Annotated in this window: 13 protein-coding genes and 1 tRNA gene; 7 read left to right on the top strand and 7 right to left on the bottom strand. The window is 36.8% G+C overall.

Annotated features, from left to right (window positions below; all coding sequences use genetic code 11):
• The first annotated feature begins 1 nt into the window (after window position 1).
• Window positions 2-2,530, top strand: a complete 2,529-nt coding sequence (locus JE46_RS04710; RefSeq protein WP_031454110.1) for a TonB-dependent receptor — start codon at window positions 2-4, stop codon at window positions 2,528-2,530.
• A 438-nt stretch (window positions 2,531-2,968) separates the two neighbouring features.
• Here JE46_RS04710 and JE46_RS04700 read toward each other — a convergent pair whose 3' ends face one another.
• Entirely contained in the window at window positions 2,969-3,313 is a 345-nt protein-coding gene (locus tag JE46_RS04700) for a winged helix-turn-helix transcriptional regulator (protein WP_031454108.1), read from the bottom strand.
• A 149-nt stretch (window positions 3,314-3,462) separates the two neighbouring features.
• Between JE46_RS04700 and JE46_RS04695 the strand changes: the two genes are divergently transcribed.
• Entirely contained in the window at window positions 3,463-4,203 is a 741-nt protein-coding gene (locus JE46_RS04695; RefSeq protein ID WP_031454107.1) for a 3-oxoacyl-ACP reductase family protein, read from the top strand.
• An 82-nt stretch (window positions 4,204-4,285) separates the two neighbouring features.
• A complete protein-coding gene (locus tag JE46_RS04690; RefSeq protein WP_031454106.1) occupies window positions 4,286-4,669 on the top strand; it encodes a YybH family protein in 384 nt (127 codons plus the stop codon).
• Between the two features lie 204 nt (window positions 4,670-4,873).
• Here JE46_RS04690 and JE46_RS04685 read toward each other — a convergent pair.
• The 6 genes from JE46_RS04685 to JE46_RS04660 all read right to left on the bottom strand — a co-directional run bounded on the left by JE46_RS04685 (window position 4,874) and on the right by JE46_RS04660 (window position 9,606).
• Window positions 4,874-4,960 (bottom strand) — tRNA-Ser (locus JE46_RS04685).
• Between the two features lie 96 nt (window positions 4,961-5,056).
• Entirely contained in the window at window positions 5,057-6,094 is a 1,038-nt protein-coding gene (locus tag JE46_RS04680) for an asparaginase (RefSeq protein ID WP_031454105.1), read from the bottom strand.
• Entirely contained in the window at window positions 6,084-7,220 is a 1,137-nt protein-coding gene (locus JE46_RS04675; protein ID WP_031454104.1) for a 1-acyl-sn-glycerol-3-phosphate acyltransferase, read from the bottom strand. Before JE46_RS04675 ends, JE46_RS04680 begins: the two co-directional genes overlap by 11 nt.
• A 63-nt stretch (window positions 7,221-7,283) precedes the next feature.
• Window positions 7,284-8,072 (bottom strand): TatD family hydrolase, encoded by a 789-nt coding sequence (locus JE46_RS04670; RefSeq protein ID WP_031454103.1) that lies wholly within the window; start codon window positions 8,070-8,072, stop codon window positions 7,284-7,286.
• Window positions 8,073-8,293: 221 nt separating this feature from the next.
• Entirely contained in the window at window positions 8,294-9,019 is a 726-nt protein-coding gene (locus tag JE46_RS04665) for a tetratricopeptide repeat protein (protein ID WP_031454102.1), read from the bottom strand.
• Between the two features lie 2 nt (window positions 9,020-9,021).
• Window positions 9,022-9,606 (bottom strand): RNA polymerase sigma factor, encoded by a 585-nt coding sequence (locus tag JE46_RS04660; protein WP_031454101.1) that lies wholly within the window; start codon window positions 9,604-9,606, stop codon window positions 9,022-9,024.
• A 125-nt stretch (window positions 9,607-9,731) separates the two neighbouring features.
• Here JE46_RS04660 and JE46_RS04655 point away from each other — a divergent pair, with 125 nt between their 5' ends.
• The 4 genes from JE46_RS04655 (at window position 9,732) to JE46_RS24000 (ending at window position 13,627) form a co-directional block, all read left to right on the top strand.
• Entirely contained in the window at window positions 9,732-10,028 is a 297-nt protein-coding gene (locus JE46_RS04655) for a hypothetical protein (protein ID WP_031454100.1), read from the top strand.
• Window positions 10,029-10,220: 192 nt separating this feature from the next.
• The gene (locus tag JE46_RS04650; protein ID WP_031454099.1) at window positions 10,221-11,204 is read left to right on the top strand and encodes a hypothetical protein; all 984 of its coding nucleotides are present in this window, start codon (window positions 10,221-10,223) and stop codon (window positions 11,202-11,204) included.
• A gap of 184 nt (window positions 11,205-11,388) precedes the next feature.
• Entirely contained in the window at window positions 11,389-13,341 is a 1,953-nt protein-coding gene (locus tag JE46_RS04645) for a DUF7849 domain-containing protein (RefSeq protein ID WP_031454098.1), read from the top strand.
• Between the two features lie 124 nt (window positions 13,342-13,465).
• On the top strand, window positions 13,466-13,627 hold the full coding sequence (locus JE46_RS24000) for a hypothetical protein (RefSeq protein WP_157505876.1): 162 nt from the start codon (window positions 13,466-13,468) through the stop codon (window positions 13,625-13,627).
• The last annotated feature ends 30 nt before the right edge of the window (window positions 13,628-13,657 follow it).

Below are 13,657 nucleotides of genomic sequence, written 5' to 3'. Positions count from 1 at the left end.
ATTGTCTAAGAAAGCTTTATTATTATATGTCTTATTTTTAACCTGTTGTGTTGCAAATGCCCAGCAGGCCGGGACTCGCATATCTTTACGTGAAGCTTTACAATCTATTGAGTCCAGATACCATATCAAGTTTAATTACATTGAACATGATATCGCAAATGCAACGGTTTCGGCTATCCCTCAGGGCAGTACACAGGAAATCATTGCCAAACTTGCATTAGAAACAGGGCTTTTTTTTAATCGTGTTTCTGATCATTATATTGTTATCAAACCGGCAAAGGTCAAATCTTCACAATTGTGCGGCCTTTTATTAGATGCCGATACAAAAGAACCGATTCCTTTTGCCACGATAGCATTAGGGCCGAAACAATCCACACAATCAGATGCAGAGGGTCGTTTTTGTTTCTTTAGTTCCAATGACAAAAACCTGCACATCTCGCATGTAGGTTACAAAGATAAAATGGTAGCGCTAAGCAATTTTTCAAAAGAAGGAACAACTACAATTGAACTGTCTGTTCATATCGCCCAGCTCTCTGAAGTACAGATTATGCATTTATTAACACGCGGTATTAGAAAAGGCGGAGATGGAAGCTACAAAATCGAATCTAAAAATACCGGGATACTTCCGGGCATGACAGAACCGGATGTGTTTCAGACCATCCAGCAATTACCAGGTGCTGTAAGCCTTGATGAAACCGTTTCTAACATCAGTTTCCGCGGAGGCACACACGACCAGAACCTGTTTCTTTGGAACGGGATACGGTTGTACCAGACAGGACATTTTTTTGGCCTTATCTCTGCTTTAAATCCGAATCTTTCGCAGTCCTTTACGGTTTATAAAAATGCAAGTCCTGCTCAATACGGACAGGCAGTATCCGGCACCGTAATTATAGAAACGCTTCCTGAATCAGGCGATTTCTACGAAAGTTCCTTAGGTGTCAATATGCTGAATGTCGATTTCAATACTTCATTTAAAACTTCCGAAAAGGCAGACTGGCAATTTAGCGCCCGAAGATCCATAACCGATTATTTTGCTTCGCCTACTTATAAAAGTTATTTTAAACGAATTTTCCAGAATACTAAAATCACCAACTTGTTTATTGATGAGGATGTAAATTATAAAAGTTCCGAAGATTTCTATTTCTATGATATTACCGGTCAGTACAGGCAAAAAATAGGCAAGCGTTCCGAACTTCGGATAAATTCCATCCTAATTTCAAACGCGCTCAACGTCAACCAAAGCATAGCAGACAATAATGGGCCTATCAATGAAAAAAGCAAACTGGACCAGCAGACAATAGCCGGAAATGCCTGTTTTTCTACAAAATGGGAATCCGGTGATGCAACTGAATTAACATTGCATTACACCAATTACAGCATTGATTCACGTGATATGTTTATAGAAAGCAACCGAATTCTTAAACAGGAGAATAGAATACTGGATAAAGGTCTCGGAATACATCACAGCATTGCAGGAAGCAAAAATTTCTCACTCCAGCTAGGCTATCAGCTTAATCATACGAATATTGACAACACCAATAACGATAATACTTTTAAACTTCAAAACAGTAAGGAACATCTCCTCTCCCATGCTGTGTATGCTCAGGCTGATACAAACTATAAGCAATTTTTCCTGACTGCCGGGATCCGCCAAAATTATTTTCAAACCCTTCGTACCTTTCGCACAGAACCCCGTTTTTTAATACGTTACAATCTTACTGAAGATTTTGCATTGGAATTACAGGGCGAAATGAAAAGCCAGACGACACAACAGATTGTTGATTTTCAGGAAAACTTCTTTGGTCTGGAAAAAAGAAGATGGACACTTTCTAACGGCGATAATCTTCCGGTTACCAAAAGTTCCCAGCTCTCTTTTGCAGCAAACTTCCAAAAGCGTAAATGGCTGTTTACTGCAGAGCCCTTTATTAAAAAAGTAAGCGGAATCAACAGTATAAGCAAGGGATTTCAGGGACAGTTTGAGTTTGCCAATACGTTAGGAAAATATACCGTTTATGGTATCGAAACGCTGGTACAGAAGCAATGGCGCAATTTTACCGGATGGGTAACCTACCAGTACAACAATAATGAATATGAATTTGACCGCCTGCATGATCAGGATTTCACCAGCAATCAGGAAGTTCCACATGCGGTTAGAAGTGGTTTTATTTTCGACAACAAACGCTGGCAATTTGCCTTAGGAGGAAGCTGGATGTCAGGCAGATTCTATACTCAGCCTGCTTCCCGTGTTCCGGAATTTGATGAAAACCAAAATCCAATGATTGTATATCGAAACCCAAACAGCAGCCAGCTCAATGACTATTTACAGCTCAATGCCTCAATAAGTTTCACCAGTAAGCTATCGGATAAGATGAAATGCAAGGCTGGAATTTCTGTCCAAAACCTTCTTGATTCCTCAGAAACCATAAACCGAAGCTACCGAATCAACTCACAAAACTCAACCATCGAAGAGGTAAATATCAATGCCCTGGAAAATACATTTAATGCTTTTGTACGGGTTTACTTTTTGTAGTTTAGTTTTCATCTTTAAAACCTGTTTTGAGATTCTACCGAAGTAATTTACCCCTTATTTATTTTAGGAAGCAGAAAATCTGTTTTCAAAACACCTTTAGTCCCGATCCATTTTATCTTTTGTGGCTTCCGATAGCTATCGGGACCGCCACAAAAGGATGTCATTTCTATCGGGGCTGGATTAGAGGTTTTTCAATTTACAAAATGTATTTTTTCTGGTTTTGGAGGTGGTGGCGGAGGTATGAGATATCCTAAATCTCCAAAATATACAACCTTTTTTGTTGGAAGAAATTTCAATACTGCTTTTATTTGCCCTAATGAATCTATAAATATTTTGAGTTCTTTTGGGATTACATTACCATATAAAAAACAACACTTAATTCATGTAAAGTCGACAATTTCATTTCTAAACGTATTTGAATTTCAGAATTAATTTAATTTACACACTTTCATTTTTCATTCGCTCCTTAGCCCAATTATCTAAATGTTCGAGAAACGGCATCAGCATCCGCCCTGTTTCATTAAGTGAATATTCAACCTTCGGAGGAACTTCATGATACATTTTCCTGCTGATTAATTTATCCTCCTCCATTTCACGTAAGGCTTGAGTAAGCATCTTCGTACTTACATCTGGAAGAACACGACACAATTCTCCATAACGTAGTGCCGGAACAAGTCCCAGATTCCAAATAATACGTGCCTTATATTTGCCGCCTATCCGTTTGAACGCATAATCTATACCACATTTTGAGCATTCCTGAATGCCTTCTTCATTTTTTTTCATTTTTATGAAATTTTAAACAACTGAAAATCAACAATTATTACTTTTTGGTAAGTAAGTAACAAAAAAGTACATACTTGCCAAATCTACACAAAGTATTTAAGTTTGCCTTGATTAAAACAATAATTAACATTATAAAAATCAAAAAATTTATGGAATCATTAAATAATAAGGTAGCGTTCGTAACAGGCGGAAGCCGCGGAATTGGCAAGGAAATAGTTCGTAAACTTGCTTCAGAAGGAGCAGCTGTTGCCTTTACTTACAACAACTCAGAGGAGATTGCTAATATACTAGCAAAAGAATTATCAACACCTAACGTAAAAGTTATAGCCATAAAAGCAGATAACGGAGATGCACAATCAATAGCCTCAGCTATCAAAAAAGCATATGAAAGTTTTGGGCGATTAGATATTTTAGTTAATAACGCCGGTATAGCGGTTTTAGAAACACTACCAAATATTACGTTGGATGATTTTGACCGTACTATTGCCGTTAATGTAAAAGGTGTATTTGTGGCAATGCAGACTGGAGCAGAATTAATGAGTGAAGGTGGAAGGATTATCAATATTGGAAGTACTGCCGCTGATAAAAATGGTTTTCCGGGCACATCAATTTATGCAATGAGTAAAGCTGCTGTAGCCGCACTTACGAGAGGAGTAGCACGTGATCTTGGTCCACGTGGGATAACAGTAAACACTATACAGCCCGGACCAATTGCCACAGATATGAATCCTGAAAACTCTGACTTTGCAAATATGCTTAAAACTACGATGGCCCTGGGGCATTATGGCACTACAGCAGATATCTCAGAATTGGTTGCGTTCCTCGCTAGCCCCGCGAGCAAATTTATTACCGGCACCAGCATCAATATAGATGGTGGATTATCAAGTTAATTAGAAATACCACACATATCATCTCCTGTGATTCATTTTATAAAGTCACAGTAATAACCCATAAAAATTTAATAAAAACAATATGAATGATAAGTATCTTGCTGAAACAACAGTCCGTAATTATTTCAAGCATCTTTATGATTCGAATACAGATGCGATCTTAGACCTTTACAGTGAAAATGCTGTGTTAATGCCCGCCGATCTTCCAAGTGCTATAGGAAAAGCCGAATTAGTATCTGCATATAATCAAACTTTCATGGGGATAAAATTTGTAAGCGCCACAACGGATTATGATGAAATATCTGTTTATGAGAATCTTGCAATAGTTCGTACCACATCCGAAGTAAATCTTTTTTTAATAAAAGAAAAACAAGATATAAAAAGTAAAATGCGCGAGTTTTTCATCCTTAGTAAAGAAAAAGAAGAATGGAAAATATCAAGGTATATGTTTAATCGAGAACTGTGATAATGATTTCTTTCCAGTGGAAAATTTAAAAATAAACGATTCTTGTTAATCTAATAAAGTATAGGGAAGTTGATTCCCTTTTAGTAAGGTCTTATAACATTGAAAACTAACAGCAGTTTTCTGTATTGGTTCAGACTTTTTCAAATGAAGAAGAGTTGCTTATTTGCAAAAAAAAGGGATAATCAGAAGATTATCCCTTTTTAGCAGAGAGGAAGGGATTCGAACCCTCGATACAGTTACCCATATACTAGCTTTCCAGGCTAGCTCCTTCAACCACTCGGACACCTCTCTATTTTGGTTTGCAAATAACATGAAAAAAAATGAGTTAGAAAAGCATTTTTTATAAAATCCTTTCAATACTTGCAGTATTTCGCCTAATTAAATTGGCTACAGCGAAATTTCGCCACGCAAGGCCGTTTCGAAAATGGTTTTAAACTCCGTTTGCGGAATCATAACCGTGTGTCCTAATAAATACATTAACTTCGTGATGGCTGCTTCTGTCGTAATATCTTTGCCGGAAATCACGCCCAGAGATTTCAAAGCCGTACTGGTTTCGTATTGTCCCATATTGACGCTTCCGCCTGAGCATTGTGTTACGTTTACAATGTGCAATCCGTTTTGAATCGCTTTTTCGATCAAATTTAAAAACCAGTCTTCGGTAGGTGCATTTCCGGAGCCGTAGGTTTCCAGAACAATTCCTTTTAAATCTTTAGTTGCCAAAATCGAAGCCAGAACAGTCTCACTCATTCCCGGAAACATTTTTATAATGGCTACATGATTGTTCAGGTTTTTATGCACAATCAGTTTTGCATCGGTTTTTATGGGAAGAAATAAATGTCGGTTTAATTTGAGATGTACTCCTGATTCTACCAATTCCGGATAGTTAGGTGCTGTAAAAGCCCTGAAATGCTCAGCATTTACTTTTGAAGTTCTGTTTCCTCTGTATAATTTATATTCGAAATACAGGCAGACTTCAGTAATTACCGGATTTCCGTTTTCCCTAAGCGAAGCAATTTGAATCGCAGTAATCAGGTTTTCTTTGGCATCGGTACGCAAATCTCCAATGGGAAGCTGCGATCCCGTAAATATTACAGGCTTAGATAAATTTTCAAGCATGAAACTCAATGCCGATGCGGAATACGACATGGTATCAGATCCATGCAAAACGACAAATCCATCAAAAGCAATATAATTTTCCTCAATAATAGTGGCAATTTTAGCCCACATTTGAGGATTCATATTCGAAGAATCAATTGGATTTTCAAACGAAACCGTTTCGATTTCGCAATCCAGCTGTTTTATTTCAGGGATATTTTTGAGTAATTTTCCAAAATCAAAAGCTTTAAGTGCTCCTGTTTCAAAATCCTTGCTCATTCCGATAGTTCCACCGGTATAAATTAAGAGTATTTTAGCTTTAGATGACATTTTGGTATTTTAATTTACTCACAACAGGATTCGCATACATTGCTAAAAAGCCCTGTCTTGCAACGCCATTGTCAGTTCCTATTCGTTTCTCTAAACGACGCTCAAAAAGCTGTTTCTCGTTTTCTTTATATAAATGAGAATACGTATTGGTTTCATTTAGGATATCGTAAGCAATAAAATTGGTTGGCCATAATTGGTAATTCTGCAAAATAGAATCATCTATTACTTGTGCTAAAGCCTGGATCTGTTTGTTTGAGTTATCGTTTTCGGCAACAATCTGATCAATTTCTGTGTCTAAAACATCTCCTACCGAAATATGAATTCTTTTTTTGGTTCCCATGATACCGCTTAAAATGGTCATGAAATCCTCATTTTTATCTTTTACGTAAACCTCGTTGTTGGCTTCTGCCATTAATTGTGGCATTTTCAGCACATCAGTAGGATCGTATTCGTAGGAAATAGCAACCGGAACAATCTTTAATTTTTTGAAATAATCCATAGGATTTGCTTCATCAGAACCCATTGCGATCATTTTTAAAACACCGGGATTGGTTTCGTCATTTCCGTCTTTGGTACGACCTTCTCGCTGTGCAATCCAAACCGAACGATTTTCGCGAAGCAGCAACTGCCCCATATATTCGGCAAGTAATTTAGAGCTTTGCAGCATTTCACGTGGCGTTAACCCTCTTAAAACCAAAAAGTTTCTGTTTAGTTTTGCCAGCGTGCTCAAAAATGCTTTTTTAACTAAATTATCACCAATTGCAGATGCTGTCATCACTAAACCGTGTTCGAAAAGACAAACATTCAGCAAAGTCGTATCCAGCAAAATATCACGGTGATTCGAAATAAATAAATAAGGAGTGTTTTTTTCTAACTTTTCAAAACCCGAAGTCGTAAGTCCTTCCGAACTTTTATCGAGTACTTTTTGAATGGTCTGATAAATAAAGTTGCATTGAAAATCACGGATAGAGTGCGTTTTCTTTAATTGTTCTTTCCAGACTTCATCATTTAATTCCGGGAAAGTAAAATTCATCATGGTTTTCATCATCGGATGATTGGCAGCTCCATGAAGTGCTTCATTTACTTCAGAATCATAAAATGGTCGAATAGCGTCAAATTTCTGCATTATAAATATCAATTTAAGTGGGCAAAAGAACAAAAAAAAAATTAAAGTATTGTAATCCGGATATTAAATCCCGAAAACGTCTTTAGAGTTTTGCGTTGTTGCTTCTGCAATTTCTGTATCTGAAAGGTCGTAAATTTCGGCCAGTTTTGCAATTACATTCGTTAAATAACTGCTTTCGTTGCGTTTACCCCTGTATGGAATTGGCGCCAGGTAAGGTGAATCGGTTTCTAAAACAATGTGTTTTAAATCAATTTGGTGTAAGAATTGGTCGATTTTTCCGTTTTTAAAAGTTACTACACCTCCGATTCCCAACTTCATATTATACGAAATGGCCTGAAGCGCCTGCTCATACGTTCCGGAAAAACAATGAAAAATTCCGAACAGATCAGCTGATTTTTCTTCCTCCAGAATTTCAAAAATTTCATCAAAAGCTTCACGGCAATGAATTACAATAGGCAGTTTGTATTGCTTTGCCAATTGAATTTGTTTTCTAAAAGCGATTTGCTGTTCTTTCAAATGTGTTTTATCCCAGTACAAATCAATACCGATTTCGCCAACCGCATAAAATTTTCGTTTTGACAATTCATTTTCAACATGTTGCAGCTCATCGAGATAGTTATCTTTCACGTAAGTGGGATGCAGCCCCATCATCAGGAAAACATAATCCGGATAATTTTGCTCCAGATCATACATCGACTGTGTGGCTGCAGCATCAATAGCAGGAATAAAAAAACGTGTTACTCCGGCATTTATCGCTCGTTGCATCATTTCATCACGATCCTGATCAAACTCTTCAGAATATAAATGTGTGTGGGTATCGGTAATAATGGGTGTTGAATTCAAGTGTATCATTTTAAAGCTGTCAAAATTACGACAATATTAAAAGAATACCAATTGCGTGTGATTGGGACGCGGATGAAACGGATTCACTTTCGTGAAAACGCTGATAAAACGGATTTTTTTTTAAGGAACATTTACCCAATCTTGTCATCCTAACGAAAAAAAAATCCGCAAAGCATTTTAAAACTTTGCGAATCTCTGTGTAAAATTCTCCGTGTACCTCAGTGAAATATCTAATCTAAAGCATCCAAAAGCTCCTGAACCTCATCATAGCCTTCATAGTCCTGAGAAATAGTCTCCAGGATTTCTTTACATCCATTATAATCTTTTTGTTTTAATTTTAGTAAAGCCAGATTCCAAAGTGATTTGTCTTTGTAAACAGAGTTTCCTGATTTCAATTCATTAAAAACTCCCTCTGCTTTTTTATATTGGCCTGTTTGCACCAAAGAAACACCATAGTAGTATTGAATTTCTGAGGTTTTGTTACTTTTAAGAACAGCCTCAAAAAACGGAATCGCTTCTTTGAATTTTCTGTCATTAAAAGCTTTTTCGGCCTGTATCAGGTTTACATTTGTATTGCTTCTTTCCGTAAAATGAGCTTGTCCGGGATAGTTATAATCATTAAAAGACGGATTTTGATTATAGTCAAAAAAGAACAATCCGAATAAAATTGCCACAGATGCCGCCGCCGCATAATACCAGGGACGCATCAATACCACTTTTGGCTTTTCTTTATTGAAATGTTTATTCGCAATATTGGACAGGTTTTCTTTAAACGCTTTTCTTTCCTGCTCATGCCCGAATTTATTTTCCAGTTGTACCTGAATCTCTTTGAAAGTTCTGAATTCAGCGGCAAATTCCAGATTTTCTGAGATCTCTTTTTCAAAGCTGTTTCTTTCCTCAACAGTCATTTCTCCCAGCAGATATTGATCAAATAATATGTAGCGTTCTTCGTTCATGGCTAATTATTTTTAAGAGATTTAAAATTTTTTGCTTCCTGAATCCATTGTGTCAGCTGTCCGATACATAACGACTTCTTTTTACGGACATATCCGTAAGTTACGTTTAGTTTTTCGGCAACCTCTTCCATCGATTTAATGGCGAAACTCAGTTTTAGCACCTCCTGGCATTTATCTCCTAATTTTTGGAACATCATATCAAAAAGCTGCTGTTTTTCATCAAATTGTTCGGCTTCCTGAACCAATTCAAGAGCAGATTCATTGATAGATGCAAAATCTTCATTAATTGTTACCCCTTTATTCGAAGTTTTTTTCAATTCGTTAAGCCATTTCCTTTTGCACAACAAAAAGAAGTACGCATCAAACGGACAAGTCAGCTGTAATGTTTTGGCTTTTGCCTGATTAAAAAGCAAAATCATGATTTCCTGAACGACATCCTGAGCCTGATCCTTGTCTCCGGAATTATTCATTATATAGAAAACCACTTTGGGAACGAAATTTTTATAGATAGAACGGATTATTGCCGAGTCATTTGCTGCTATACCGTCAATATACATTTGGTCAGAATGTGTTTTACTTTTTTCCATATCGAAAATTATTAGCTAAAGTAAAAAAAAGAATCTGAAAAAAGTTACAGAAAAGGAGGTAACAATAATAGCCGCAAATTGATATAGAGCAATAAAGGGTTATTTAGAATTAAAATCACATAGAAATGGGAAGTTATCAATTTACAACCGAGAAAGATTTTGCCAAGTTTCAACAGATACTGTCGAACAAAATTCGCAATGGATTTATCGTGATTGAAAAAAACGACAAACTTCCTTATGTGGTTTTATCCAAAGAAAAAAAACAACTCAATTCTTCTTTACAGCTGATTTTGGTTTTTGCAACCATAGGGCTCTGGTCAATAGTCTGGCTTTATTTACTGATTAGTCTTCGCAAAAAACAAATTCTGGTGGCACTCGACGAAGACGGAAATGTTTTTGAAGAAAAGTGTCTTTCTAAATAGTTTCAAAAAAACTTCGAATAGAGGGGTAACAATTGTAAAAACGATTTGATATAAGGGTATAAAAAGAATTTTTAAAAATAAGGGTAACAATATCAAACCCGAATTGATATAAGAATATAAAAATTAAATTAACAACCGGAATCTGAAAACCAACTGATCAAAATCAGTTCAGATTTATAAAAATTAGAAATCATGAACACAAATTTTAAAAAAATCGGACTATTATTTTTAGCATTAGCAACATTTGCAAGCTGTGATGACAGCAACAGTGAAGACGAAAAAATTATACCACCATCGGCATCAGAATTTGCAGCTGTAAGAGATGAGGCTTTGGCAGGAAAAACACAACACTTTACAGCAACAGCAGGTGCAGGTGCTATTACGCTTACATCAGCAAAAGGTGTGAAAATCACCATTAACGGAAACTGTCTTACTAAAGCAGGAAACGCTGTAACAGGAGCTATTAACATTGATTTTGTTGAACTTTTTGACAAAGGAAATATGCTTGTAACCAATAAACCAACTATGGGGTTAATGGCAGACGGAAAGAAAAACTTATTAATCTCCGGAGGTGAATTCTTTATTAAAGCAACGCAAGGTGGTGTAGATCTGGCAACTTCTTGCTCTATAAATCTGGTTGTACCAACTAATTTAACTGGCGGTTTGGATAATGCAATGACACTTTGGTTCGGAAACATTGATGAAGATGATAACTTAGTGTGGAGAGAAGCCAAAGACGGTGCTGACGGTACAGGCGGAAAAGGCGGGGTTCAGGGCGAAGGAAACAATTATTATGTGACTTTTGGAAACTTCGGATGGACAAATGTTGATAAATTCTACAGCGATCCAAGACCTAAAACTACTATTTTGGTAGATGCTCCAGAAGGTTATGACAATAATAATTGTGCAATTTACTTATCTTATGACGGAGAAGGACAAAATGCATTGGCTAAGTTAGATACTTACACAGCTGCCGGATTATTCAGCGAACACTATGGCCAGATTCCTGTTGGTTTAGCTTGTCACATCATTTTTGCTACCGAAGATAACGGTCAATGGCGTTATGCTATCAAAGGTGTTACAATTGCCGCTAATCAAACCTACAGCTTTACTTTGGCTGAAACAACAGTAGGTTCAGAAGCTCAACTGGTAGCAGCGATCAATGCCATTCAGTAACTTTCAAATACTTTTTTTAGGAAAAAGTGATGATTTGCTCATCACTTTTTTTTACATTTAATGCTGTTTTAAACTAACTCTGATGATTTTCAGAAGCTAATCCTGCTGTCCGCTGTATCTTTTTCTGTCTAAAGAAGCCAGAAAAAGGATGCCGCTCCCATCAGGGCTAAAAACCTCCTCGACCATGAAAAAACTTTTATGCTGTTTCATTTTTCTATCATCAGCAATGGTGTTGGCGCAAACCAAAGTAAAAGACACCATCACCCGAAGAGCAAATATAAGCTATACCCAAAAAGGCAACTCGGTAACGTTTAAACCCGAAACACCGCCTTTAATTCCAATTGCCGGTGCGCCAAAACCAAGCTACTCTTATTTATGGGAACTTGGAGACGGACATTATAGCAAACAGGCAGAACCCAAACACGTCTACAAAAACAAGGGGAATTACACCGCGCGATTAGCCGTTACCAACAATTATGATAACGGAAAACCTCCTGCTACAAGGCCAAAAAAAGTTGCTGTTAACGAAATAGCAGATGATCCTTATCAGGACATTGCCTCGATTGCTGACCAAAACGGATTTGCTATCCAAAAAAACTGTGACCCCATTCCGGAACAGGAAATGGTAGTCGTAGTGAGTTATCAAAATCTGGAAAATTATGTCTCAAATGGTAAACTGTATCTTTTTTATAATGAGAAGCAATTCAAAAACAATAATTTCGAACTGGTCGATTTTCGAAACTATGCAGGCGAACGCGAAGTAAAAGAAAACACAGTAGCTTCAATTGACGATCTCGATGATACGAAATCCTATCTCGCTTCTGCCGAAAACACTTTTAAATTCAAAAAATATAAAAATACTACAACCGAAGAAGATTTAGAGGCAAGTTTAAAAGAGGCACATACTCTTTATCACAATGTTTCGATTCTGGAATTTGACGAAGCCAATCCAAGCGAAACCCGAAATGTCTTTTACACTTTCAAAACCACTCCGGAAATGATCAAAGATACCAGTGCAACAGTTACCATGCGCGGGATTTTTGTGCCAAACCGCAGTTTTAAAAACCATAAAATAAAAAACCTCGAAATGGAAATCGTAACCTCTCACGACCCCAACAAAATGGGGTCTAACGGAAGTTTGATTAATTATAGATTTGTCCGATTTAAAAGAGTGAAATTTAAAACCCGTTTTCAAAACAATGGAGAAGGTCCTGCAAGAAAAATTCGCTTAGAAACCGATATTCCGGATATGTTTGACAAAAAAACATTCCAGATTGAAGGCATGTATCCCGAATGCCCAATTTGCCCAAAAGGCGAAGAACCAACCGTAAGCTGTCTCGACACTATCATTAAACAAAAACAAATCATTTTTACTTTCAAGAATATTTATTTGCCGGGAACTGAACAAAAAAACGTTCAGGAAAAAGACAGTACTAAAGGTTTTGTACGATATTCAATGAAATTTAATGAAGACTTTCATAAGGTAAAAACCAAAAGCCGAACAGCAATAATTTTTGACAAAAATGAACCTATCATTACCAATTACGCCACTACCCGATTTTTACCCGGAATATCGATTGGCGCTAAAGCCGGGTATAATTTCTATCCTGATTTAGATAATTCAACCAGTTATTTTGTTGGTGCAACTATTTCTCCTTTTAAATCCTACCGCTTTTACTGGCAGGCAGAATGGGTAAACAGTTTAAATAATTATGATAGCGCAGCTAATGTGGTTACTGAAGTAATTACCAATGCCAATGGTGTAAAGCAAAGACAACGCACCACAACAAGTACAGAAAACAAAAGCGTTAATTGGGAAGTGCCGGTTCTTATTCGCTACAACATCAATAACTACATAGGAATTGGTGCCGGTTTTCAGGCAAACATAAATGTTGCACAGGAACAGCGTCAGAGCAAAAAAATAGACCTTTACGAGGGAGATTCAGATAAACTTATAATTAATACCAGAACAGAATCAAATTCTGCCAAAGCATCAATGGCAAATTTAAACACAGGACTTTTATTCGATTTAACTACTGGATTTGCAAGGATTGGCCCTAGTTTAGGGGCTCGGTATGTGATGAACTTTGAAAAGGATTTTAATTATTTTCAGGTTTATGGGATCTGGAAGTTTTAAAAGTTATTCCGCAGAGTTTCACAAAGACCACACAGAGATTCGCAAAGTCATTTTAAATCTTTGTGCATCTTTGTGAAAAACCTTTGTGTATCTCTGTGAAGCAACAAAACACGCAGTACATTATATGAACTTATATCGCTTATATGGTTTAATTTTCTTCTTCCTGAATCTAACTGTTTTTGGACAAAACCCCGAAGACAAAATTTACAATGTAATTGATGCCTTTTGGGATCTGGAAGTTTTAAAGTTATTCCGCAGAGATACACAAAGACCATACAGAGATTAGCAAAGTTATTTTAAATCTTTGGGCGTCTTT

The organism is Flavobacterium chungangense LMG 26729, from assembly GCF_000735715.2.
GTDB lineage: Bacteria > Bacteroidota > Bacteroidia > Flavobacteriales > Flavobacteriaceae > Flavobacterium > Flavobacterium chungangense.
This window is presented reverse-complemented; position numbering and strand designations above follow the sequence as displayed.